General features: G+C 36.8%; 23 protein-coding genes and 1 other annotated feature. Of the genes, 19 read left to right on the top strand and 4 right to left on the bottom strand.

From position 1 onward, the window contains the following. Window positions 1–11 precede the first annotated feature (11 nt). The 8 genes from nusA to IGL30_RS07705 all read left to right on the top strand — a co-directional run bounded on the left by nusA (window position 12) and on the right by IGL30_RS07705 (window position 8,034). Window positions 12–1,199, top strand: a complete 1,188-nt coding sequence (gene nusA / locus IGL30_RS07740) for a transcription termination factor NusA (protein ID WP_430618141.1) — start codon at window positions 12–14, stop codon at window positions 1,197–1,199. A 23-nt stretch (window positions 1,200–1,222) separates the two neighbouring features. Next, a complete protein-coding gene (rnpM, locus tag IGL30_RS07735; RefSeq protein WP_010718884.1) occupies window positions 1,223–1,516 on the top strand; it encodes an RNase P modulator RnpM in 294 nt (97 codons plus the stop codon). After that, complete coding sequence (locus IGL30_RS07730) at window positions 1,513–1,824, top strand: YlxQ-related RNA-binding protein (protein WP_010718885.1); 312 nt, start codon at window positions 1,513–1,515, stop codon at window positions 1,822–1,824. The genes rnpM and IGL30_RS07730 overlap by 4 nt, the downstream gene beginning before the upstream one ends. 12 nt (window positions 1,825–1,836) lie before the next feature. Then, window positions 1,837–4,158 carry a translation initiation factor IF-2 gene (gene infB / locus IGL30_RS07725; RefSeq protein ID WP_113820733.1) on the top strand — a complete coding sequence of 774 codons (2,322 nt, stop codon included), beginning with the start codon at window positions 1,837–1,839 and terminating at the stop codon, window positions 4,156–4,158. Window positions 4,159–4,177: 19 nt separating this feature from the next. Continuing rightward, a complete protein-coding gene (gene rbfA, locus IGL30_RS07720; protein ID WP_010718887.1) occupies window positions 4,178–4,525 on the top strand; it encodes a 30S ribosome-binding factor RbfA in 348 nt (115 codons plus the stop codon). 662 nt (window positions 4,526–5,187) lie between these two features. Beyond that, entirely contained in the window at window positions 5,188–6,111 is a 924-nt protein-coding gene (gene truB / locus IGL30_RS07715; RefSeq protein ID WP_088744924.1) for a tRNA pseudouridine(55) synthase TruB, read from the top strand. 2 nt (window positions 6,112–6,113) lie between these two features. Beyond that, complete coding sequence (ribF, locus tag IGL30_RS07710; RefSeq protein ID WP_088744923.1) at window positions 6,114–7,049, top strand: riboflavin biosynthesis protein RibF; 936 nt, start codon at window positions 6,114–6,116, stop codon at window positions 7,047–7,049. A 199-nt stretch (window positions 7,050–7,248) separates the two neighbouring features. Further along, window positions 7,249–8,034 (top strand): glucose-1-dehydrogenase, encoded by a 786-nt coding sequence (locus tag IGL30_RS07705; RefSeq protein ID WP_034698325.1) that lies wholly within the window; start codon window positions 7,249–7,251, stop codon window positions 8,032–8,034. Between the two features lie 191 nt (window positions 8,035–8,225). Here the strand turns inward: IGL30_RS07705 and IGL30_RS07700 are convergent, their stop codons facing one another. Then, a complete protein-coding gene (locus tag IGL30_RS07700) occupies window positions 8,226–8,681 on the bottom strand; it encodes a helix-turn-helix domain-containing protein (protein WP_010718891.1) in 456 nt (151 codons plus the stop codon). 789 nt (window positions 8,682–9,470) lie between these two features. On the opposite strand from IGL30_RS07700, the gene IGL30_RS07695 reads away from it, so the two are divergent. Together IGL30_RS07695 and IGL30_RS07690 are read left to right on the top strand one after the other, a co-directional pair. Beyond that, on the top strand, window positions 9,471–9,812 hold the full coding sequence (locus IGL30_RS07695) for a hypothetical protein (protein WP_375371661.1): 342 nt from the start codon (window positions 9,471–9,473) through the stop codon (window positions 9,810–9,812). Window positions 9,813–9,843: 31 nt separating this feature from the next. Beyond that, window positions 9,844–10,524: an IS6-like element ISS1N family transposase gene (locus IGL30_RS07690; RefSeq protein ID WP_375371655.1), complete on the top strand. Its 681-nt coding sequence runs from the start codon at window positions 9,844–9,846 to the stop codon at window positions 10,522–10,524. Between the two features lie 148 nt (window positions 10,525–10,672). Here the strand turns inward: IGL30_RS07690 and IGL30_RS07685 are convergent, their stop codons facing one another. After that, on the bottom strand, window positions 10,673–11,581 hold the full coding sequence (locus tag IGL30_RS07685; protein WP_375371657.1) for an IS982-like element ISEfm1 family transposase: 909 nt from the start codon (window positions 11,579–11,581) through the stop codon (window positions 10,673–10,675). Window positions 11,582–11,947: 366 nt separating this feature from the next. Between IGL30_RS07685 and IGL30_RS07680 the strand changes: the two genes are divergently transcribed. After that, entirely contained in the window at window positions 11,948–13,246 is a 1,299-nt protein-coding gene (locus IGL30_RS07680) for a polysaccharide deacetylase family protein (protein ID WP_002290399.1), read from the top strand. Window positions 13,247–13,826: 580 nt separating this feature from the next. On the opposite strand, the gene dhaL is transcribed toward IGL30_RS07680, so the two are convergent. Further along, window positions 13,827–14,378, bottom strand: coding sequence for a dihydroxyacetone kinase subunit DhaL (dhaL, locus tag IGL30_RS07675; protein WP_002333399.1), 552 nt, complete (start codon window positions 14,376–14,378; stop codon window positions 13,827–13,829). A 60-nt stretch (window positions 14,379–14,438) separates the two neighbouring features. On the opposite strand from dhaL, the gene IGL30_RS07670 reads away from it, so the two are divergent. From IGL30_RS07670 to IGL30_RS07660, 3 genes are read left to right on the top strand one after another with little or no spacing between them, the layout of a single operon-like run. Then, a complete protein-coding gene (locus IGL30_RS07670; protein ID WP_375371655.1) occupies window positions 14,439–15,119 on the top strand; it encodes an IS6-like element ISS1N family transposase in 681 nt (226 codons plus the stop codon). 5 nt (window positions 15,120–15,124) lie between these two features. Continuing rightward, entirely contained in the window at window positions 15,125–16,099 is a 975-nt protein-coding gene (locus tag IGL30_RS07665; protein ID WP_375371654.1) for a radical SAM protein, read from the top strand. Between the two features lie 14 nt (window positions 16,100–16,113). After that, window positions 16,114–16,389 (top strand): hypothetical protein, encoded by a 276-nt coding sequence (locus tag IGL30_RS07660; RefSeq protein WP_010737768.1) that lies wholly within the window; start codon window positions 16,114–16,116, stop codon window positions 16,387–16,389. A 135-nt stretch (window positions 16,390–16,524) separates the two neighbouring features. On the opposite strand, the gene brnQ is transcribed toward IGL30_RS07660, so the two are convergent. Beyond that, window positions 16,525–17,883, bottom strand: a complete 1,359-nt coding sequence (brnQ, locus tag IGL30_RS07655) for a branched-chain amino acid transport system II carrier protein (protein ID WP_034698322.1) — start codon at window positions 17,881–17,883, stop codon at window positions 16,525–16,527. Between the two features lie 133 nt (window positions 17,884–18,016). Then, window positions 18,017–18,254: a binding site (T-box leader), on the bottom strand. Between the two features lie 508 nt (window positions 18,255–18,762). On the opposite strand from brnQ, the gene IGL30_RS07650 reads away from it, so the two are divergent. From IGL30_RS07650 to IGL30_RS07630, 5 genes are read left to right on the top strand one after another with little or no spacing between them, the layout of a single operon-like run. After that, window positions 18,763–19,104 (top strand): LPXTG cell wall anchor domain-containing protein, encoded by a 342-nt coding sequence (locus IGL30_RS07650; protein WP_010737766.1) that lies wholly within the window; start codon window positions 18,763–18,765, stop codon window positions 19,102–19,104. Continuing rightward, entirely contained in the window at window positions 19,070–19,738 is a 669-nt protein-coding gene (locus IGL30_RS07645; RefSeq protein WP_430618137.1) for a WxL domain-containing protein, read from the top strand. Before IGL30_RS07650 ends, IGL30_RS07645 begins: the two co-directional genes overlap by 35 nt. Before the next feature lie 17 nt (window positions 19,739–19,755). Then, window positions 19,756–20,466, top strand: coding sequence for a WxL domain-containing protein (locus tag IGL30_RS07640; RefSeq protein WP_123874701.1), 711 nt, complete (start codon window positions 19,756–19,758; stop codon window positions 20,464–20,466). Further along, the gene (locus IGL30_RS07635) at window positions 20,463–21,503 is read left to right on the top strand and encodes a DUF916 and DUF3324 domain-containing protein (RefSeq protein WP_094940610.1); all 1,041 of its coding nucleotides are present in this window, start codon (window positions 20,463–20,465) and stop codon (window positions 21,501–21,503) included. Before IGL30_RS07640 ends, IGL30_RS07635 begins: the two co-directional genes overlap by 4 nt. Before the next feature lie 8 nt (window positions 21,504–21,511). Further along, window positions 21,512–23,269 carry a hypothetical protein gene (locus IGL30_RS07630; RefSeq protein ID WP_123874702.1) on the top strand — a complete coding sequence of 586 codons (1,758 nt, stop codon included), beginning with the start codon at window positions 21,512–21,514 and terminating at the stop codon, window positions 23,267–23,269. The last annotated feature ends 15 nt before the right edge of the window (window positions 23,270–23,284 follow it).

The following is a 23,284-nucleotide window of genomic DNA, read 5'->3' as shown; positions in this document are numbered from 1 at the left end:
GAAACAGAAAAATGAGTAAAGAAATGCTAAACGCATTAGATGCATTAGAAGCTGAAAAAGGGATTTCAAAAGAAATCGTGATCGACGCTTTAGAAGCTGCTTTAGTTTCTGCATACAAACGCTATTATGGTCAAGCTCAAAATGTTGAAGTTGAATTTGATCAAAAGAAAGGGAAAATTCACGTCTATGCTGTGAAAGAAGTTACTGAAGAAGTAATGGATTCACAATTAGAAGTATCATTAAAAGATGCGCTTTTGATTAATCCGGCATATGAGATTGGTGATACCATCCGTTTTGAAGTGACACCAAAAGACTTTGGACGAATTGCTGCACAAACAGCAAAACAAGTTATTTTACAACGTGTCAGAGAAGCAGAAAGAACCATCATTTACAATGAGTTCAGCGCGTATGAAAAAGACATTATGCAAGGTATCGTTGAACGTCAAGATAAACGATATATCTATGTAAATCTTGGAAAGATCGAAGCAGTTTTATCGAAACAAGATCAAATGCCTAATGAATTTTATCAACCGCATGATCGTATCAAAGTGTACGTTTCTCGTGTAGAAAATACGTCAAAAGGGCCACAAGTCTTCGTTAGCCGTAGCCATCCAGATCTATTACGCCGTTTATTCGAACAAGAAGTGCCAGAAGTTTACGATGGGATCGTTGAAATCGTAAGCATTGCTAGAGAAGCGGGCGATCGTTCAAAAGTAGCCGTTCGTTCAAATGATGAAAATATTGATGCAGTTGGAACTTGTGTTGGACCAAAAGGCCAGCGTGTGCAAGCGATCGTGAATGAATTAAAGGGTGAAAACATGGATATCGTTGAGTGGAACGAAGATCCAGCGGTATTTATCACGAATGCTCTGAATCCAGCGCAAGTGATCGATGTGATTTTTGATGAAGAAAATCCTAAAGCTTGTACCGTTGTCGTTCCAGATTACCAATTATCCTTAGCGATTGGTAAACGTGGACAAAATGCACGTTTGGCTGCCAAACTAACAAATCACAAAATCGATATCAAGTCAGAATCAGATATGGCTGAATATTATGAAAAACAAGCGCAAGATCAAGAAGTAGCTTCTGAAGAAGTCGCTCATGATGAAGCGATCGTTCAATCTGATTATACAGATGATGAATATGAAACGATTGCTTTCAACGATGAAACAGTTGAAAATACGGATCAAGATGCTTAACAATTAGCTTAGGAGGCGAAGAGATGAAACAAAGGAAGATTCCTTTACGCAAATCTGTGGTTTCAGGTGAAATGAAACCCAAAAAAGAGATGATTCGAATTACCCGTTCCAAAGAAGGGGAAGTATCGATTGATCCCACTGGGAAAATGCCAGGCCGTGGTGCGTATGTCTCACTTGAGCCAGCTGAAGTACAACAAGCTTGGGATAAGAAGATTCTTGATCGGGCGTTAGAAACGACTTTGACAGATGAATTCTACCAAGAGTTACTCGATTATGTAACCCATCAAAAAGCACGAAAAGAGCTATTCGGTAAATGAATGAAGGAAATCGGCAAAAAGCCATGAATCTCATTGGGTTAGCGATGCGCGCTGGTAAGTTGATTACCGGCGAGGAGTTGACCATTGCAGACATTCGTAAACAGAAAGCAAAGATCGTGTTTGTAGCAAATGATGCGAGTGAGAATACGAAGAAAAAAGTGAAAGATAAGAGTTCATATTATGAAGTTCCTTGCTTTGAACTATTTTCCGAAGCTGAAATCACGCAGATGATTGGGAAGCCTCGCAAAGTATTTGGAATCGTAGATAACGGTTTTGCGAAGAAAACCAAGGAGCTAATTGAAGGTTAGGAAGGTGATTGCATGAGCAACAAACGAATTTATGAACTAGCAAAAGAATTAAATCAGCCTAGTAAAGACGTTGTGGAAAAGGCGCAGCAACTTGGGATTAATGTGAAGAATCACATGGGAGCAATCACAACTGGTGATGAAAAGAAGTTGCAACAAGCGTTCAAAAAACCACAGACGAATAAAAAACCAGCACAGCAAGCCAGCCAAAAGCCAGCCACAAACCAGCCGAATGAACAAAAGAAACAAGAAACAAAAACGAAACAACAAAAAAATAACCGCAACTATCAAGATCGCGGTCAAGGGAGCGGTCAAGTGAATCAAGGAAAAAACCAATCAACAAACCAAAACCGAAGTAATAATGGAGGCGGAAATAACCAAAACCGTCAAGGAGCAACACAAAGTGGCAATCAAAACCGCCAAGGATCAACACAAGGCGGAAACCAAAACCGTAACAACAATAATAATCGTGGTAAATTTAACAATAACAACCGCAATCGTTTTAACAAAAAAGGGAAAAAAGGAAAACAACAAACTTCCAATAAACCTGCTGTACCACCACGTAAATTCCGTGAGTTACCAGAAGTATTAGAGTATACTGAAGGCATGAACGTTGCGGATATTGCGAAGAAAATCCATCGTGAACCAGCAGAGATCATCAAAAAATTATTTATGCTTGGCGTAATGGTCAACCAAAACCAAGCACTAGATAAAGATACGATTGAACTCTTAGCAACAGATTATGGGATGGAACCACAAGAAAAAATCCAAGTAGATATCGCAGATATCGACAAATTCTTTGAACCAGAAGAATTAAATCCTGATACATTGGTTTCTCGTCCACCAGTTGTAACAATCATGGGACACGTCGACCACGGGAAAACAACATTACTTGATACATTACGTCATTCACGAGTAACAAGTGGCGAAGCTGGTGGGATTACACAACATATCGGTGCCTACCAAATCGATATTGATGGCAAACCAATAACATTCTTAGACACACCTGGGCATGCTGCATTTACAAGTATGCGTGCGCGAGGAGCAAGTATCACTGATATCACGATCTTAGTTGTAGCAGCAGATGACGGTGTTATGCCACAAACAGTCGAAGCAATCAACCATGCGAAAGCAGCTGGCGTACCAATTATCGTTGCTGTTAATAAGATTGATAAACCAGGGGCAAATCCTCAACACGTGATGCAAGAATTAAGTGAATATGAATTGATTCCAGAAGCTTGGGGTGGAGAAACGATTTTCGTTGAAATCTCTGCTAAATTTGGTCAAAATATTGACGAATTGCTAGAAATGATCTTGCTGGTTGCGGAAGTAGAGGATCTAAAAGCAGATCCTAAACAACGAGCAATTGGTACAGTAATTGAAGCACGTCTAGACAAAGGAAAAGGACCTGTTACAACATTACTTGTTCAACAAGGAACTTTAAACGTAGGTGACCCAATTGTAGTAGGAAATACCTATGGACGTGTGCGTGTGATGGTCAACGACTTAGGTCGTCGTGAAAAATCTGCTGGACCAGCAACACCAGTTGAGATCACTGGGTTAAACGATGTGCCACAAGCAGGTGACCGCTTTGTTGTCTTTGAAGATGAAAAAACTGCTCGTGCAGCCGGTGAAGAACGTGCCAAACGTGCGTTGTTAGAACATCGTGCGATCACTAGTCGGGTAACATTGGACAACTTGTTTGAAAGCTTAAAAGAAGGCGAATTAAAAGAAGTAAATGTTATCATTAAAGCTGATGTACAAGGTTCTGCAGAAGCATTGGCTGCTTCATTGCAAAAGATCGATGTAGAAGGCGTACGTGTGAAAATCGTCCATTCTGCAGTTGGTGCCATCAATGAAAGTGATGTAACCCTTGCAGCAGCAAGTAATGCGATCATCATTGGGTTCAATGTTCGTCCTACACCACAAGCTAAAATTCAAGCGGATAATGAAGAAGTGGACATTCGTTTACACCGAATCATTTATAAAGCAATCGAAGAAATCGAAACAGCGATGAAAGGGATGCTAGATCCAGAGTTTGAAGAAAAAATCACTGGTCAAATGATCGTTCGAGAAACATTCAAAGTATCAAAAGTTGGAACGATCGCTGGGGCTTATGTCACAGAAGGATACATTCGACGTGATAGTGGCGTTCGCGTGATCCGCGATGGTATCGTTATTTACGAAGGACAACTAGCTAGCTTGAAACGTTTCAAAGACGATGTAAAAGAAGTTAAAATGGGTTATGAATGTGGTGCAATGATCGAAAAATTTAATGACATCAAAGTCGATGACGTCATCGAAGGCTTCATTATGGAAGAAATCAAAACAAATTAATTTTAGGAGGCCGCTCAATATGGCAAACTATCGAGACCGCCGAGTCGGTCAAGAAATTTTAAAAGAAGTAAATGATATTTTACGCAAAAAAGTTCGTGATCCTCGTGTAGAAAACGTGACAATCACTGATGTCCACGTTACGGGAGATCTACAACAAGCAACCATCTATTATAGTATTTTATCTGACTTAGCTTCAGATAAGAAAAAAGCACAGGAAGGCCTAGCAAAAGCAAGTGGACTGATTCGCCGTGAATTAGGACACAACTTAAGCATCTATAAAACGCCTGAATTAACTTTTGAATTAGATGAGTCAGTGGGGTATGGTAACCACATTGATGAGTTGCTTCGTAATTTAAATAAAGATTAAAACAAAAAGAGCTATAAACCTTAAGAAGTGGGGTTATAGCTCTTTTTTAGTAGTTTTTTTAGTTTTAGCTTTTTATAAAGCAGAGATACCGCAGTTACACCATCATCCAATTTTTTAGAAAAAAAGTTCAAACTACACAATGCAAGTAGTTTAAAATGATAAACGCACAGTACCATAATTTTACTGTACAGAATACATGAGAAAAAAATGAGCAATTTGTACGTGTCTCGAACAGGTTGTGAAAGAAGCGGTCAACTCCAAACGAATAAGAGAGAATCTTTTAAAATAGCTTTTCTTATTTTGAAAAATTCTCTCTTATTTTTAAGAAGTGGCTTCTTGGACACCGTTTATTAAGAGTTAGATTTATACTTCAGACTCTTTTCGAGATTCGTATATGATCCTCAGTTTTTTGTTTTGGGGAAGACTAGGATCATTTATTCCTTAAAAGCTGCGACTCGTTTTAATCAAAGGCTGCAAATGAAGGATTCAAGCTTGCCTTTGTCTAAGAGAATAACATGAATTGTATTTACAGGTTTGTGAAGTTTTATTACAAGTTTGTTGCCAAATAATAAAAACGTAGCGAAAAAAGGTAAAATCGTCACATTATTGTGGGATGTGTTATAATGACAAAGTTGATATTTTATTGGATAGGGAGAAAAAACATGGACGGATTATTACCTTTGTGGAAAGAACGTGGCATGACAAGTCATGATTGTGTATTTAAATTAAGAAAAATCTTACATATGAAAAAAATTGGTCATGGTGGTACGTTAGACCCTGATGTTGATGGTGTGTTACCGATTTGCCTTGGAAAAGCGACTAAAGTTATCGAATATTTAAGCGATGCAGGAAAAGTATACCAAGGAGAGATTACATTAGGATTTAGTACAACGACAGAAGACAAATCTGGTGAGGTCGTCGAAAGTAAAACAGTTGATCGATTAATCAGTGATGAAGAAATTGATGAAACAATGAAAAGTTTTATCGGGGAAATCACTCAGATACCACCGATGTATTCAGCTGTCAAAGTGAACGGCAAACGTCTTTATGAGTATGCCAGAAACAATGAAACAGTTACACGTCCCGTGCGTAAAGCGCAGATTGAACGTTTTGAAAGAACAAGTGACGTGCATTGGGACCAAGAGAAGGGGTTGCTATCTTGGCGTTTTGAGGTAGTGTGCGGAAAAGGGACTTATGTACGAACGCTTGCTGTTGATACTGGGAAAAAATTAGGCTATCCTGCTCACATGTCCGATCTAACTCGAACAGCTAGTGGAGGAATGAAGAAGGAGCAGTCAATCACTTTACAGCAAGTAGCAGATTATATGCTTGCAGGAACCTTTGAAGAACATTTATTGCCACTAGAAGCTGGTGTTGCTCGTTTTAAGAGAGTAGACATTAGTGATCGTGTTTGGGAAAAAGTTAAAAATGGTATGCGCTTAGATTATCAGGTATTTAACTTAGCAGAAATGCCGACAGAAGAGATCGCACTTTTTTACCAAGACAAAGTAGTAAGTATTTACCAGCCAAATCCAAAAGAAAAAAATAAATTAAAACCAAGCAAAGTGTTGAGGAATGAGGTATAAAAATGAAAATTATCAAAATTAGACATCCTTATCAAGCAGATCAGATCCCACCAGATGACGTTGTACTTGTTTTAGGCTTTTTTGACGGGGTACATCTAGGCCATCAACGTGTTATCAATCGGGGAAAAGAAATTGCTAAAAAAGAAGGATTGAAATTAGCTTTGATGACTTTCAACCAACATCCTTCAATCGTCTTCAAAAAAATAAATCCAAGTCAAGTAAAATATTTGACTACTCTGGAACAAAAAGAAGAAAAAATGGCCTTATTAGGTGTTGATTATTTATACGAAATCGATTTTACGTCATCGTTTGCTCATTTAGCTCCACAAGAATTTGTTGATCAATATATCGTAGGACTTCATGCAAAATATGCTGTTTCTGGTTTTGACTATACTTACGGACCTAAAGAAATTGCAGATGTAGCGCACTTACCAAGTTATGCAAAAAATCGATTTGAAATCATCACTGTACCAAAAGAAGAAGACATTGGCGAGAAGATTAGTTCGACACGGATACGTGAATTATTAAACGCAGGAGAAATAAATGAAGTAACACGTTTATTGGGGGCTGCTTACGAGGTCGAAGGGGTGGTAGTCCATGGCGATGCTCGTGGCCGCCTGCTAGGATTCCCAACAGCTAACATCAAAGTTAAAAGTACTGTTCATCTTCCAAAAGAAGGCGTCTATGTTTCAGAGATCAAAGTTGGTGAAACGTGGTATCAAGCAATGGGATCAATCGGTCATAATGATACCTTTGGTGATGATCGTGAACTTACCGTTGAATTATATATTTTAAATTTTGCTCAAGATATCTATGGAGAGCATGTAAAAGTCCGTTGGCATCATTTTTTGAGAAACCAAGTGAAATTTCCAAACGTTGAATCGTTGATTGAACAACTGAAAGCAGATGAAAAAGCGACAGCGGACTATTTTAAATAAAAGTATTGAATTTAACTGAAGACAATAAAAAAGCCTTTTTTGGTGAAATCATTCGAGTCAGCAAGTAGCTTGCTGACTCTTTTATTATAGAAAAAAGTAAATCGATCGAATAAGCGTATCGTTTGCCTAAAAGACAGGGTGCTATTGTACACTTGATATAGGAAGTATGCAGTAGGTGAAAAAGAAGGGTGGAAAGTATATGTATAAAGATCTAACAAATAAGGTGGCAGTAGTAACTGGAGGATCAAAAGGGATCGGTAAAGCAATCTGTGAACGCTTTGGTAAAGAAAAAATGTGTGTGGTTGTCAACTATCATTCGGATGAAGAAGGGGCACAAGAAGCAGTAGCCGAGATCGAAAAAAATGGTGGCAAAGCAGTAGCTGTCGAAGCGGATGTCAGTACAGAAGAAGGGATGGATCGTCTGCTCAAAGCAGCAATCGAAACATTCGGAAGTTTAGATATCTGGGTCAATAATGCTGGTATGGAAACGCAAAAACCAACCCATGAGCTGGAATTAGAAGATTGGGAGAAAGTGTTAAAGGTGAACCTAACAGGCGTATTTTTAGGGACAAAAACAGCGTTGAATTATTTTAAAACTCATCAGATCAAAGGTAATATTATCAATATGTCCTCCGTTCACGAACAAATCCCTTGGCCGACATTTGCTCATTACGCAGCATCAAAAGGCGGTGTCAAGCTGTTTACAGAAACAGTAGCCATGGAGTACGCACCAGAAAATATTCGAATCAACAGTATTGGACCAGGGGCGATCAAAACTCCGATTAATGCAGAAAAATTTGAAGATCCAAAAGAAAAAGAAATTCTAGAAAGCATGATACCAATGGAACGAGTGGGTAAACCCGAGGAAGTCGCCGCTGCTGCTGCTTGGCTCGCTTCTAATGAATCCAGTTATGTGACAGGAATTACTTTATTTGTAGATGGTGGCATGAAACTATATCCATCCTTTCAAGGGGGTAAGGGTTAAAGCTACTTACCATTATTATAGAAATTCAGGTCAAACGCTCTTTTCGCAATCTCTTATGCACGGTGCTTATGCATCCAGTTCTTGAAATAAGCCTGAATTTTTTGAAACATGGGAAGCTGTTTCAAAAAATTCAGGCTTATTGTCATCAGAGCAGATCGTTTCTTTCACAGTCTCTCTTTCAAAATAAAAAACTAATTCTTTTTTAGTGAAATGGATGTTTGTTTTTGTAGTTGTTCATAGATCCATGACCCGAAATTAGTGACATAATTAAAGTTACCACCAATTAAGATATCATATTCATTTTCTTTGAAATGCGTGTATTGGATCAATCGATCATTTTTATTAGCATAAACCTCTGAATGATAGTTAAAAAGTTGCTCTTTAAAGGCATCCATTTCGTGAAAATCATCTGTTACAAGAGATAATTTTAATGTGACAGGGACATCAAGCGTCACTTGATAATCTTTTTGGATCATTAGATTTTCCTTGTCACCGTAAAGGAAATCAAACAAATTTTGTTCAGAAAACTTCCATTTTCCTCCAACTTTTGTTCCCTTTAATTTCCCTTCGTGCAGATAGTTTCGAATTGAACGAGTTGTCACACCAAGTTGGTCGGCTAATTCTTGTACTGAATAATAACCTTTCAATATATCCCTCCTAGAAATTAAACCACTTATTTAAATACCGTGGTATCGAATTAAAATAAAGTCCTTATGACTCAAAAGTTAGTTTCAGATTGATGAGGAATTAAATATACTTTATAGATTGTAATTATACTAAAATTCTTATGAAAAAAATAGATTTGTTCGTTAAATAATCGTTATGTTTAGAATAAAATAAACAGATAAAGCAGTGTTTTTCAAATTTAAACTTAAAAAATCGTTATTTAAAATAACTTAATGGAAATTTATGATCACTATGGAAATTTGAGGTGATGAAATAAAATAAAAACAAATTTACTTATAGATAGCAATGAATCCAATCAAATAAGTCAGAAGAACAAATCAACGTGTCTTAGAAATTTTAGCGTTATATAAAAGAAACGCATAAATTGTTTAATTTTTTTTATTTTATAACTAAGGTTTTAATAATTTTTCTCTCGAACCGTCATTGACAATATTTTCATTCAAAGTTTATACTATATTTAGGAAAAAAAATGAATATTATCGTGCTTTTTCCTAAAAGTTCAGAAAGGAGACTTGTTATGTTTACGAAACCTGTACTAAAAAAAATCTCTGGCAATGTTTTGTCCCCATGTTCTTGTGGGTTATTGATTGGTAACGGTTCTTAATCTAGTCTTCCGATGTCCATTTTTAATTGGAAAATAAAGTTGCCCTACAAAACTCCCCTGTTAAAAAGGCGACTTTATTTTCCTATTTAATATAGTCAAAATGTTATTATTCGTTTGTGATGCTAATAAAAGAGGTGAGTGATCTATGAAAATCAAGGAAAATTTATACGCGTATCCTTTTCTTGATGAAATGATTCTCCATAATGTTCTAAGAAGCAGCTGGCTAGTGATTTCTAAAGAAGAGTTAGAGTTGGTGAAGCTACGAAAGTATTCAGCGTTATCCGAGTCTACGCAAAAAAAACTAAAAATCTTTCAGCTTCTATTAGATGAGCCATTAAAAGTAAAAAAAAATGAAGTCACCATTCCTGAAACCGCTTATTTGGCGTTGACACATCAATGTAATTTAAAATGTGTGTATTGTTACGCAGAAGCAAATATGACCAAGGGTTCTGTTGCAAAGTTTTCCAAAAAATCTATTTTAGTGTAAAATTGAGAAAAAAGACAGAGAGGACAGAGTAATGAATCATTTTAAAGGCAAACAATTCAAAAAAGACGTCATTATTGTCGCTGTTGGTTACTACCTGCGTTACAATCTAAGCTATCGTGAAGTTCAGGAATTGTTATATGATTGTGGAATAAATGTTTGTCATACTACGATTTATCGTTGGGTACAAGAGTACAGCAAAGTCCTCTATTATCTTTGGAAGAAGAAAAATAGACAATCCTTCTATTCATGGAAAATGGACGAAACCTATATCAAAATTAAGGGACGTTGGCATTATCTTTATCGTGCAATTGATGCGGACGGCTTAACCTTAGATATCTGGTTACGAAAGAAACGGGATACGCAAGCAGCCTATGCTTTCTTAAAACGACTCCATAAACAGTTTGGTGAGCCGAAAGCAATTGTGACCGATAAAGCACCTTCTCTTGGCTCCGCCTTTAGAAAGTTACAGAGTGTGGGTTTATATACTAAGACAGAGCACCGAACTGTGAAGTATCTTAACAATTTAATAGAACAAGACCATCGACCTATTAAACGACGAAATAAATTTTATCAAAGTCTCCGTACAGCCTCTTCCACGATTAAGGGCATGGAGACCATTCGAGGAATATATAAAAAGAACCGAAGAAATGGAACGCTCTTCGGCTTTTCGGTGTCTACTGAAATCAAGGTATTAATGGGAATAACAGCCTAAGATATTTGGAGTTCAGAGAGGGCGCGTTTGATTTTCAAACTTCGCAACAGAACCAAAGAAGGTATCAAGAGTCACAGTGAATTTATTCCGAAAAGTGAAAAGAGCAAATATAAAATTTAATAAAAATAACCCGTGGTGCTAGTTAATTTTAATATCCTAAAGAATATCTCAAAGTTCCTTCAAAACGTCGTTGTGCTCGACTTAATAGAACACTGTAAGCCAGTAATATGCTTTCAAATCTACTCTCTAGCCCTTTAACAGAACGTGAGTTGAAATTTTGACAACCTAATTTTTCTAAGGAAGAAAAAACAGTCTCAACTGTTTTTCTTTGTTTTCCAAGTAAGCTGTGGTCTAGTTTTTCTGATTTATCCATGTTTTTACGTGGCGGAACGGATATAGTAATGCCCTTAAGGGCAAGCTTTTCATGGATTTTATGGCTAATATATCCTTTGTCCCCTAGGATATTGGGAATATTCGCTTCTTCCGATAAAGTCTCTAACACTTTCACGTCATGGACACCTGGATTCGTGATTGAGTAAGTAATCGGAAAGCCAGTCTTAGTAACGATCATATGAATTTTAAGACCATAAAAATAAGATTTTTTTGTTGAGTTATAGCCAACTTTGGCTATTTGATTCAATAGTTTTGCTTGTCTATTTCTAACTGGTTTACATAATGGACTAGGAAAACTATCTATAATTCCGACTAGTTCACCTTTGGTGAGCTTCTTTATGAAAAAGTATCGAATAATCTTGATAGTGTAAGCTAAGTTTGAACTTAAGCGAGTGAATCGACTCCTACTAGGAAAGTCACCATTAGGAAATAATACGGAACAAACCGCTCTATACGTGGCTCTTTGGCTAGTATAGCCATTAATTATGCCCCATATAACACAAGCAATAATCACTGTATCGCGTTGCTTCAGTTGATCAGTGTTTCTTCGGTTTTTAATCTTATCTGGTACACAATTGTGGTATATGTTAGAAACAGTTCTCATAATTTCCTTGAATGTTATAAAAGTATCTGTATAATGTTCAGTATATTTTGATGAACGCATATGTAGTCCTCATTTCTTGGGAGTTTTGAGACTACTATATGCGTTTTTTTGTTGATTTACCAACATGTTTAGACATTTTCCTCTAGGAAAAAATTAACTAGCACCAGGGGTTTATTTTAGTTTTTCTTGGAAATAAAAACAGCGAAAATCCGAACATTTTCACCTCTCTCACTTTATAACTTTTACAAAATAGTACTTCTCATAAAAAGCGCTCTAGTTAAAGAAAATAAGAGAAAAATCAAAAAAAACAAAAGTTTCTTTTACACTTGTTTCTATGTTCGTTACAATGGTTATGGGAAGTTTTTCAAAAGGTTAAGAAAAGCTTACGGAGGTTTTTGAAATCAAAAAGTAGTAGGGAACGATAAAATGAAACATACACACAAAATCATATTGGCTGTCACTTCTGTATGCACTGTTATTATTCTAGGTGTAAGTATCTTTTTTGTTACACAAGCAGCAACAAACAATAAATTAGAAAACACTAGTCAAACAACTCAACACTCAAGCAGCAGCTCAAAACCTGTTGAAGATAAACAAACGACGAAACAGCTTGATCAAGCAAAACAGCTTGCTGCAAGTTATCATTATGATGAAGCCATCGCCTTACTTGAAAAAGACGACGCCAAAGAAGCGCAACAATTGTTAGCAACTTTGAAAAAAGAAAAAGAATCCTTGGTAAAATGGGAAGACCCGACCAAAATCTCACACGTCTTCTTTCATAGTCTGATCGTTGATCCAGCTAAGGCTTTTCATACCCAGCAAGCACAAGGGTATAAAGATTATATGGTCACTATTTCCGAATTCAATAAAACCATTGATCAGTTATATAAAAATAACTATGTTCTTGTTAATCTAAATGGATTAGTCAAAAAAGGAACAGATGGAAAACTGACCTTTACAGGTGTTTCTCTTCCAGAAGGAAAGAAACCGTTAATTCTTTCGCAAGACGATGTCAGCTATTATGAATACATGGACAATTCAGGATTTCCAAGTAAGTTGATTGTCGATAAACAGAACCAAATCAAGAATATTTATATCGACAATAAGAAGGAAACTGTTGGTGACTATGATATGGTTCCATTGATCGATTCATTCATTAAAAAACATCCCGATTTTTCTTATCAAGGCGCCAAAGGAACATTAGCTTTAACAGGCTATAATGGTGTATTAGGTTACCGTACATCAAAATCAGAATATGGTGATAACGAAAAAACAAACAAAGAAATCGAAGCAGCCAAAAAAGTTGCTGATCAATTAAAGAAAGATGGTTGGAGTTTTGCTTCTCATACTTGGGGACACTTGAATATGACACAAGCTTCTTTAGCCGATATCCAACAAGATAATGAACGTTGGCAAAATGAAGTTGCACCTATTTTAGGCAAAACAAATATTTTGATCTACCCATTTGGCGCTGATATCAGCGATTGGCAACCTTATTCTGAAGCAAATCAAAAATTTGCTTACTTGAAACAACAAGGATTTGATATCTTCTGCAATGTCGATGCCTCAACTCCTGCATGGGGACAACTAGGAACTGACTACTACCGTAACGCCAGAATCAATATTGACGGTATCCGTTTCGAAGCTGACCTAAAAGGAGAAAATCCAATACTTGATCAATTTATCAACGTCAAAGAAGTGTATGACCAAAAAGATCGAGGATAGAGGTTGTGAAAGAAGCGTCCAGCTCCGCCGACAATAAGAATGGATTTTTCTAAACAGCTTCTCATGTTTTGAAAAATCCAGACTTATTTCAAGGAGTTGGGCTTTGAACACCGTGAATAGAGGTTGTAAAAAGAGCGTTTTGACTTATTGTTGAAGGTCAGCTCTTTGAACACCGCGTGTTAGGTTGTGAAAAGGCTGGTCTGCATCAAGCAATAAGAATGAACAGAGAAAAACAGCTTCTTGAATACCGCAGATAGGTTGTAAAAAAACCGTTTTGACCTGACGATAACCAGTAAAACAGAGGTGAGATCATTGCTAAAAGTAGCAGTGGTCTCATCTCTTTTTTTGCACAAGTCATATTTGATTGTTTCGTTATTTTAATCAGGATAAAGTTCTTTTTTTTTATGCTAAAGAGTGATTCTTTCTTCTCGATTTTCACTTTCTTCGTTTAACTTTTGGTAAATACTTCTGTCAGAAAAAGCTCTAGGTAGACACACGAAAGCAGATAAAAAGCCTAACTTTTGCAACAGTTTATGCTGTCGTTCAAAGTTAGGCTTCTACAGTTTATAAATAGCCCTTTCTATCCATGAATCACATCAAGTAATGTCTGGAATAAGATTGCACTAGAAGCTGCTCCTGGATCAATGTGTCCAATCGCCCGCTCCCCTAAATAAGAAGCACGTCCTTTTTTTTCGACCAAATTTTTAGTATGTTCTTTGGCATTTTCGATGACGTCTGCGGTTAGCTGATTGTTTTTTAATGCTTCCGTAACAGGCAACCAAACATCTAGCATTGTTTTATCCTCTGCTTCAGCTTTTCCTCTTGCTTGTATCCCATTTGTACCTTCTTCGATGATTTTCCCTAATTGCTCTTGTGAATTGATGACGTCAACATCCTTTGTCGCTTTCATCATGTTCATGAATGCTGAACCATATAGCGGACCTGAAGCTCCTCCAACTTTGGAGATCATTGCCATCGAAAGAACTTTAAAGGTATCACTGATTGTTGTCGGTTCCTCTTTCTTAAAGGCGTCTTCAAATGCGGAAACACCTCGCCCCATATTATTTCCATGGTCACCGTCACCGATCGGCGTATCTAGATCACTAAGATAACTTTTGTGGTTCTGTTGCAAAGTTTTCCAAAAAATCTATTTTAGTGTAAAATTGAGAAAAAAGACAGAGAGGACAGAGTAATGAATCATTTTAAAGGCAAACAATTCAAAAAAGACGTCATTATTGTCGCTGTTGGTTACTACCTGCGTTACAATCTAAGCTATCGTGAAGTTCAGGAATTGTTATATGATTGTGGAATAAATGTTTGTCATACTACGATTTATCGTTGGGTACAAGAGTACAGCAAAGTCCTCTATTATCTTTGGAAGAAGAAAAATAGACAATCCTTCTATTCATGGAAAATGGACGAAACCTATATCAAAATTAAGGGACGTTGGCATTATCTTTATCGTGCAATTGATGCGGACGGCTTAACCTTAGATATCTGGTTACGAAAGAAACGGGATACGCAAGCAGCCTATGCTTTCTTAAAACGACTCCATAAACAGTTTGGTGAGCCGAAAGCAATTGTGACCGATAAAGCACCTTCTCTTGGCTCCGCCTTTAGAAAGTTACAGAGTGTGGGTTTATATACTAAGACAGAGCACCGAACTGTGAAGTATCTTAACAATTTAATAGAACAAGACCATCGACCTATTAAACGACGAAATAAATTTTATCAAAGTCTCCGTACAGCCTCTTCCACGATTAAGGGCATGGAGACCATTCGAGGAATATATAAAAAGAACCGAAGAAATGGAACGCTCTTCGGCTTTTCGGTGTCTACTGAAATCAAGGTATTAATGGGAATAACAGCCTAAGATATTTGGAGTTCAGAGAGGGCGCGTTTGATTTTCAAACTTCGCAACAGAACCTGACCAAGAACTATCCGGATCAATTGTCTTTTATTGAATGGTTCCAACTATTAGATCAATTAAAAGACTGTGGTGTAAAAAAAGTCATTTTTACTGGTGGAGAAATAGGACTGAATCATGATTCTTTAAAATATATCGATTATGCTTATCAACTAGGCTTATCGGTTGGTTTGATCACTAATGGAACCTTGATTGGAAAAAAAAGGAATGCACAATTCTTGGCAGATCGATGCGAATCAATGACCATCAGCTTGGATTCGATTGATAAAGAAGAAAATGACAAGAACCGTGGTAGAGGTTGTTATGAAATAGCAATGAGAGGTATCCGTAATCTTTTAGATATCGGTTTCCATAATATTTACGTTAATGCAACCGTTACCAACTATAACTTAAAATCAGTTGATCAAACGATTGAGTTTTTTAAAGAGAATGGAATCGCCTATAAATTAGGTGGATTTAGCGAATTAGGAAGAGGTAGTATGGCAGATATTTCATTATCTTTTGAAGAAAGAAAAGAAATCGAGTGCAAAGAAAAAAGTGCTCAACGATCTGCATTTTTAAAGCCATTTACAATTAAAGAATCTTGTGGTTTGGGTTTGGGAGAGTTCGTTATCAATCCAGTTGGGGATATTTTTACATGTAAATTATTGGAGACAGATGACTATAAATTAGGTAATATCAGAAAAAACAAATTAGCTGATATTTATAACCATAAAGAGATAGAATTGCTTGAATCTCAAAATATCCATCATTTATCTGGTTGTCAAACTTGTTCTTTTCGCTATTTATGCGGTGGTGGTTGTCGTGCGCAACATTATTATCATACCAATGATATTCATGGAGTGGATCGCTCTGAATGTCAATTATTGCAAGAGTTAATAAAAAATCAAATGTATCGTATCTGGAAACAGACAGAAATGACCTGAAGGAGCGTGATTAGGTGAGACTGAACGGCGAATTGGCCTATGAGAAATTAGGGAACGACCTCTATCTTTCCTTGAATGATGAAATCTATCTTTTAGATAATGAAGTATCGATCTATATATTTGAATTATTAAAAACAAATGTAGCACTTAGTCATGTAAAAGAAAAAGTATTAATACGATTTGCTGATTCTGGTGACTATTCTAATGAAGAAAAAGAAAAATATATCACAGAGTTTATCTCAGATCTGATCAACAATCAAATTCTCTTACAAGATCAGGTCAATCAATGAAAACTAGCAAAAGAACAATGCGTTTATCAAAAGATAATCAACATTGTTCTTTTTTGCTTCTTTCTTCTGGCTTCACTCAAATTATCAAATGAAGCGTCATATTTCGGTAAAACTTCTCTTTGTCCGTTACAAGACTCAATTAGATAGAGAAGGGTCTAACTCAGTTCTTTGTTTAAAAATTAAACAATACAGTACGCCTATGATAAAGCCACTGATTGCTGGCAGGATAAAACCAACACCACTGGAAGCAAATGGAATCGTATGAACATACCAATTGGTTAAATTTGTTGTCAAATGATTTTGAATAGGTAATGCTTTGATACCATCAAATAAAGCAGGTATGGCTGTAAAGATTGTCGTCAATTGATAAACGATTCTGCGATTTTGGAAAAAGGCAGAGCAAAGTGCTGGGATGATCATTGCCATGGAAAGAGGATAAAGAATCATTAAAAATGGCATGGTCCAAGCAATAATGGTGTCAAGTCCAAAGTTTGCGGTAATAAAAGAAAGTAATGTAGTGATTCGAAGCCATCCTTTATAGCCGATCTTAGGGAAGCGGACAGAGAAATCTTGGGCAAATGAGGCAATCAATCCCATCGCAGAAGTGAAAACTGCTAATAGCGTCATCAAGGCCATAAAAATCAATCCCACTTTACCAAAATAGGATTGAACGATTTGAGTTAATGCAATCCCTCCGTTTTCGGAGATACCAAAGCGATTTAAAGACATCGTACCTAATGCAATAATCCCCAAATAGATACCACCACATAAAACCATCGTTAATAGACCAGATTTTACAGTATTTTTAGCAATCTGATCTTCATCATGAATCCCCATTCCTTGAAGCGCACGAATGATCGTAATTCCAAAAGCTAATGAGGCTAATGCGTCCATTGTATTATATCCTTCGATAAAGCCGTTGGTAGTTGCTGCTTGTTGGTAATCCAGTACAGGCTTGGCATCCAATGGTCCTAAGGGAAGAATCAAAGCGACGATAAACACAGCGAATAGTAAAATTAAAAATAATGGGTTTAAATATTTTCCAATGATTTTTAATAAATTTGATTCACGAGTTGATAAATAATAGGCTAAGCCAAAGAAAATAACCGAAAAGATAAATAAGCCAATCGTTGTATACTTTTCTGGTAAAATCATTCCTAAACTAAATTGATATCCTAATGCAGCAGTTCTGGGAGTGGCGAATAAAGGTCCTAAGGCCATATGGTTCATAATAAGAAATAAGGTACCATACCACGCAGCCACTGGTTTAGCAAAATCGTACAACCCGCTTGAGCGTGTTTTGCTTAAGGCAATCAGTGCAGCTAAAGGTAATAAAGTAGAGGAGATCAAAAAACCAATCCCAGCAGATAACCAATGACTACCTGCAAGTTGACCTAAATGAGCAGGGAAAATAAGGTTACCTGCTCCAAAAAGCATTCCGAAAATGAGTGAAGCTAATAAAAATAATTTCTTTGTTGATAATTTTTCCATCATAAATAACTCCTTAATCGTTTAGTTAACATAAATGAAATGAAGCTAAACGTCTGACTCGTCTTTGTCAAAAAATTTGCATAAATCTTTTCCTTTCTTTGGTGAAAAACACAAAAAGCCCGTTGGAATAATTATTCCAACGGGCAATTGACATTGCGGTACCACCGTTTTTTTTGTTTATGAATAAACAATCTCTTAGCGACTCACTAATAGTGAAGCGCATTATCCGATAACGGGGATCGCCGGCACAAACTTCTAACGTCACTTGTGCATCTCCAGAGTTACTTTCACAAATAATAGACCTACGATTTTCCACCAACCAATCGCTCTCTAAAATGCTTATTATTCGTTACTCTCTCTATCAATGATTTTTGTTCATTATAGAAGCAATGATGGACAGTGTCAAGACAAAAAAAGTAAAAAATTGAATTTTCTGTCAATAGATTTGGGTGAAACGTTCACCATTGATTTTTTTCTTTCTTCTTAATTACGGTCAATTTTTATTGCTGTAAGAGTCTTCGTTAAGGACAGAAGCGTAGTTAAGTGTCTACATAATAAATAGTGAAACGAATACTTAATGGCTTGAAAAATGTGGTGGAATATTCTTTGAGATTGTTAGAAACAGCCAACTATTGTTAGCAAAGTATTTATTTGACTGTCTCTACAACAATTTTGAAATTTGATCTATCACACCGATTTGTTATCAGTCAGTCGTTCGATTCATCTTTTAAGACAAAAAAAGCAAAAATTGCAAGGTTAAACGGTTTCAAACGCCTTTTTTTAGAATGAATATAAGTAAAATAGGATTTACCCAATTGAGCGAAGATTAAAAAAAGGAGGTTTTGTTACATTTGCTGTAAAGAGAAAGGTGAGGGTAAGTGGATGAGAAAGATGACGATTGTTTTCTTTTTGTTCCTTATTTTTTTGACCATTGAGGCATATACGCGAACAATGATTGTCTACGCTGAATCTGTACAAAGCACAGCGGGGATCCGCTTTGTACCAAATCCTTCAAATGCATCATCAGAAGATCTGGCAAAAGAGAAAGACGGGCAGACAAAAAGAATGATGCAAAGAAAGCTCCCAAAAACAATTGATCAGCAGAGTAGTTCTTTGATGATCTGTGGTGGACTCATTGTAACAGCAGCAGGAGGTTTCCTCTTACTGAGAAAAGGAAAGAAGGAAAAAAATGAAAAAAGTAGTTTTAACAATCGCACTATTTAGCACATTCGTTATTAGTGCGAAGGCAACAACCGTTTATGCAGAAATAGCCGATGATACTCATGGCACAAGTATCGCTAAAGTTGGGTTAGAGAAACAAGATGAAACGGATGAACCAACGGATCCAATTGATCCACCAGATGTACCAGGTACGTATATTCCAACAGGAAACACCGGTGCTTTACGTATTGACTATATCTCAAATATTGACTTCGGTACACAAAAAATCGCTAGTGAAACAAAAAACTATACAGCTGGGAATTCAGATGAATTTGTTGAAACACAAATATCTGATCTACGAGGAAATGGTGCAGGTTGGAACTTACAAGTTAGCTATGATAGTGAAAAAGCAGGATTTTATACTGAAAATGGTGTTGCGTTAGCTGGGGCTGAACTAAGCTTGTCAGCAGGGACAGCAAAAACGGTGACAGAGAATCAATCTCCGGCAGCTGAAACGGCAACGGTAACAGTAAATAAAGATGCGCAAAATATTATGTTTGCTGCCGCAACAACCGGTCTAGGGACTTGGGAAGATCAGATGTCAGCAGAAGCTGTTTCATTAAAAGTACCTTCTGGTAACTTGGCAGGAACTTATTCTGCCACACTTGTTTGGACATTAACAGATGCACCAGCTTAATCTAAAGGAGAAGAAACATGAAAAAAAATATTCTAGCAACTACATTATTAAGTGTGTTAGCCATTAATACCATGAGTATGACCATCTATGCAGAAGAAATGAGTGATTCAGCAACTTCAACAGCAAAGATCACATTCGAAGGGAATGATACCCATTCCAATAAACCAGATAATCCAGATAATCCAGATGATCCAATCGACAAACCAGACGAAGTAGATCCAGATGATCCTAACAATCATGGAACTGGCGATCAAGGACCACTTTCAATTGACTATGTGTCCAATATCAGTTTTGGTACACAAGAAATTTCACAAAATAAAAAAGTCTATGTCGCAGCAAATGCAAAACCATTTGTTCAAATTACAGATAAACGAGGAGTAGCTGGTGGCTGGTCACTAACTGCGACTGCTTCAAAATTTTCAGCAGCTGACAGCACTGAATTAAAAGGAGCAATCCTATCATTTGCGAATGGAGATACTCGAACGACTTCTGATAACATCAGCGGCAAACCTGATGCTTTTGATTTCACTTTTAACAATCATGAAGCTCAACCAGTTATGACGGCAAAAAGTCTGAATGGTCAGGGAACTTGGTTAGATGTATTTGAAGGAGAAGAAGGAAACAATACAAATGTTCAATTGACTGTTCCTGCTGGTTCTGCTCAAGCAAAAGAGTATACCGCAACGATTACTTGGACCCTTACTGCAGGTCCAACTGATGCACAATGATGCATAAACGTCATCATCGTTTTATTTGTTTAGTCACAGGCATCATCGGATTTTGGGGAATCCTTGATGTCAATTCGCTTACCTCATATGCAGATTCAGCTGAATCTGCATATAGTGTAAGTGCAAATATACCTGAAGAACAAACAAATAAAGATGTATCTTATTTTGATTTAACTGAAGCACCAAATGAAACGCGCGACCTATCCATTCATTTATCCAATGTCGGAGAAAAAGAAAGTGTCTTTGAAATAGAGATCAACAATGCAGCGACCAACACAAACGGTGTGATCGATTATAATCAACGAACAGTTAAAAAGGATGCCTCTGCCAAATACCAAGTCAGTGATTGCTTAACCACTGATGCAAAGGAAGTAACAATTCCAGCTGGAGAAGCAAAAGACGTGCACTTTCAATTGAAAATGCCAAAAGAATCATTTGACGGGATTCTTTTAGGAGGTATCCATGTAACGAAAAAAGAGAACCAAAGTGAAAAAGTTTCTGGAACAGCGATTCGAAATAAGTATGCTTATGTTATTGGGGTTGAGCTTAGGAACAACAGTAAACCTGTCTCACCAGATTTGAAATTAATTTCTGTAAGAACTGGGTTACAAAATTCGTATGCAACGATTTTTGCACATTTACAAAATCCTACATCAACGATCATCAGTCAAGTTCATACGGAAGCGACGATCACTAAAAAAGGCTCATCAAAAGTGTTGTATACAGCAAACAAAGATCATATGTCGATCGCACCCAATACGAACTTTGATTTTCCGATCAGTGTCAACAAGAAGAAAATCGATCCGGGAACTTATATGTTAACAGTGGATGCGACAACAGAAAATAATCAAAAGAAATGGCATTTAGCAAAAACATTTACGATCAAACCAGAAAATGCCAAAAAAATCAATGATGAAGCAATTACAGAAGAAAAAGCAGAAGTATCTTATCTGCCGATGATCATTGGGATAGGCGGCTTACTATTAGGGATCATTGTGTTCTTAAGTTACAAACTGTTCCAACAAAAAGGTAGGTGAGGAAGGAAATGAAAAAGCAAAAAGTGAATAAAAAATTATTATTTCTAGTCGCCTATTTTGCTTTGTTCAGTCTCTTTCAGCTAGCCTTCTCTACTAAGTCAGTTGTTGCGGATTCATGGCCTGATGGACAATCAGAAGCTGACATCTATGGTGGACATATCCATGCTAAAATCACCTATGTAAAAGATGGGAATCCAAATTATACAGCGATTGGGGATACGATAACAGTTACAACAGTTTTAGAAAAAAAAGATGATACAAACCTTGAAGAAGAGTATAAGCAATCAACGTTAGTGACGGTTTTTCCTGATAAAGAGCAAGGGTTGGAATTATTAGGAGAACCCGAACTTGTTTATAAACATGGTGGTGTAACAGGTAACGGAAATTTGATGCCTCCATCTAAGGAAGTTGCCTATGACATCATAACGGCTTATAACTTTTATGGACATACAGAATTTGGAGATTCCAAGTCCTATGATGGGCGGATTACAGAAATATTGCCGCTCGCTTCAGACGGTATCTCTGATGGTCCTTATAGTGACAATTGCTCGGTTTATCGATTATTGGAAAAAACGGGTGATTCAATGACGATCACCTATCGTGCCAAAGTCACAGAAAAAGCAGTCACTAAGGATAAATTTGTCTTGCGTGCATCTGTTTGGGATAGTATGAAAAAAGATATTGGATTTACTCATTTTTTATCTGCTGAAATGCCAAGCTTTCAATCAGAAAAGTTAGCCTTATCTTTTGATGATACGAGCAAAAATCTAGAATTAGATTCCGAGCAGATCACGCTAACAGGTAAATGGAGTGGTCCTTTGAACGATCTCACAGCTTACTTAACAATCAATGGGATGATAATGAACACTGATGAACTATTGTCTTGCTTCAAGAGTGATGGCACATTTCGTGTACCTGTTGACCTGAGTCAGCTACCATCAGTTTCAGAAGTGAATAATGTGACTTTGATGATCCAAAAAAGTAATGGTGAGTCAGCACAAGATTCAACGGTCTTAAGAATGACCAAACCTGCTTCACCTCCTACGATTGAACTGGCAAATAATCTTGCTAATCAAACGCTCGTTCTTTACCCGGGGGATCAAGGGTTTACCTTGAGTGGCAAGTGGAAAGCCGATAGTGGTTCGTGGATCAATATTTACTATAAGTTAAATGGTGTTGAAAAAAAGCTGAATGATTCAGATTCGATTGCGAATACACAACCTGGAAATATGGTTGATTTTTCAAAGAATTTCACACTTGCAGACTTAGCAGCAGGAGAAAATCAATTTGAAGTTTATGTTAAAAATGAAAAACAACAACAATCAAATATTGAAACATTTAAGGTGATCAAAGAAGCGGGGGTTGTGAGATTTGTAAACGTACCAGATCTTCTGACTTTCATGTCAATCCCCGTTGCTAGTCATACGATTCAAACAAATTTGACACAGGCAGCCAATCTTTTAGTAGAAGATACAACTGGAAAACCGATGAATTGGAAACTTAATGTGTCACAAACTGAAGAGTTTAAAGATGGTAAACAAGTATTACCAGCCACTCTTTTTTATCAAAATGGTGATACGGCACAAGTCATCGAAAAAGAACATCCGATCACACTTCCTATGACTGAAGTAACAACTAATAATAATGTCCGGAATTACAGCATTCTACAAAATTCAGAAAACTATTTTTATCTAAATGTTCAACCCGGTGGATATGCTGGGGAATATTCATCACAGGTGGAATGGACAATTGTCAATGCCCCTTAGTTACTTTTATTGATA

Origin of the sequence: Enterococcus sp. DIV1089c (assembly GCF_050530965.1) — a bacterium.
Taxonomy (GTDB): Bacteria; Bacillota; Bacilli; order Lactobacillales; family Enterococcaceae; genus Enterococcus_B; species Enterococcus_B hirae.
Note: the sequence above shows the minus strand (reverse complement) of the source record. Positions and strands in the feature narration are given on the sequence as shown.

Bases quoted from the DNA above. Each gene is read 5' to 3' on its own strand.
- nusA (WP_430618141.1), top strand. From the start codon at position 12: ATGAGTAAAGAAATGCTAAACGCATTAGATGCATTAGAAGCTGAAAAA.
- rnpM (WP_010718884.1), top strand. From the start codon at position 1,223: ATGAAACAAAGGAAGATTCCTTTACGCAAATCTGTGGTTTCAGGTGAA.
- IGL30_RS07730 (WP_010718885.1), top strand. From the start codon at position 1,513: ATGAATGAAGGAAATCGGCAAAAAGCCATGAATCTCATTGGGTTAGCG.
- infB (WP_113820733.1), top strand. From the start codon at position 1,837: ATGAGCAACAAACGAATTTATGAACTAGCAAAAGAATTAAATCAGCCT.
- rbfA (WP_010718887.1), top strand. From the start codon at position 4,178: ATGGCAAACTATCGAGACCGCCGAGTCGGTCAAGAAATTTTAAAAGAA.
- truB (WP_088744924.1), top strand. From the start codon at position 5,188: ATGGACGGATTATTACCTTTGTGGAAAGAACGTGGCATGACAAGTCAT.
- ribF (WP_088744923.1), top strand. From the start codon at position 6,114: ATGAAAATTATCAAAATTAGACATCCTTATCAAGCAGATCAGATCCCA.
- IGL30_RS07705 (WP_034698325.1), top strand. From the start codon at position 7,249: ATGTATAAAGATCTAACAAATAAGGTGGCAGTAGTAACTGGAGGATCA.
- IGL30_RS07695 (WP_375371661.1), top strand. From the start codon at position 9,471: ATGAAAATCAAGGAAAATTTATACGCGTATCCTTTTCTTGATGAAATG.
- IGL30_RS07690 (WP_375371655.1), top strand. From the start codon at position 9,844: ATGAATCATTTTAAAGGCAAACAATTCAAAAAAGACGTCATTATTGTC.
- IGL30_RS07685 (WP_375371657.1), bottom strand. From the start codon at position 11,581: ATGCGTTCATCAAAATATACTGAACATTATACAGATACTTTTATAACA.
- IGL30_RS07680 (WP_002290399.1), top strand. From the start codon at position 11,948: ATGAAACATACACACAAAATCATATTGGCTGTCACTTCTGTATGCACT.
- IGL30_RS07670 (WP_375371655.1), top strand. From the start codon at position 14,439: ATGAATCATTTTAAAGGCAAACAATTCAAAAAAGACGTCATTATTGTC.
- brnQ (WP_034698322.1), bottom strand. From the start codon at position 17,883: ATGATGGAAAAATTATCAACAAAGAAATTATTTTTATTAGCTTCACTC.
- IGL30_RS07650 (WP_010737766.1), top strand. From the start codon at position 18,763: ATGAGAAAGATGACGATTGTTTTCTTTTTGTTCCTTATTTTTTTGACC.
- IGL30_RS07645 (WP_430618137.1), top strand. From the start codon at position 19,070: ATGAAAAAAGTAGTTTTAACAATCGCACTATTTAGCACATTCGTTATT.
- IGL30_RS07640 (WP_123874701.1), top strand. From the start codon at position 19,756: ATGAAAAAAAATATTCTAGCAACTACATTATTAAGTGTGTTAGCCATT.
- IGL30_RS07635 (WP_094940610.1), top strand. From the start codon at position 20,463: ATGATGCATAAACGTCATCATCGTTTTATTTGTTTAGTCACAGGCATC.
- IGL30_RS07630 (WP_123874702.1), top strand. From the start codon at position 21,512: ATGAAAAAGCAAAAAGTGAATAAAAAATTATTATTTCTAGTCGCCTAT.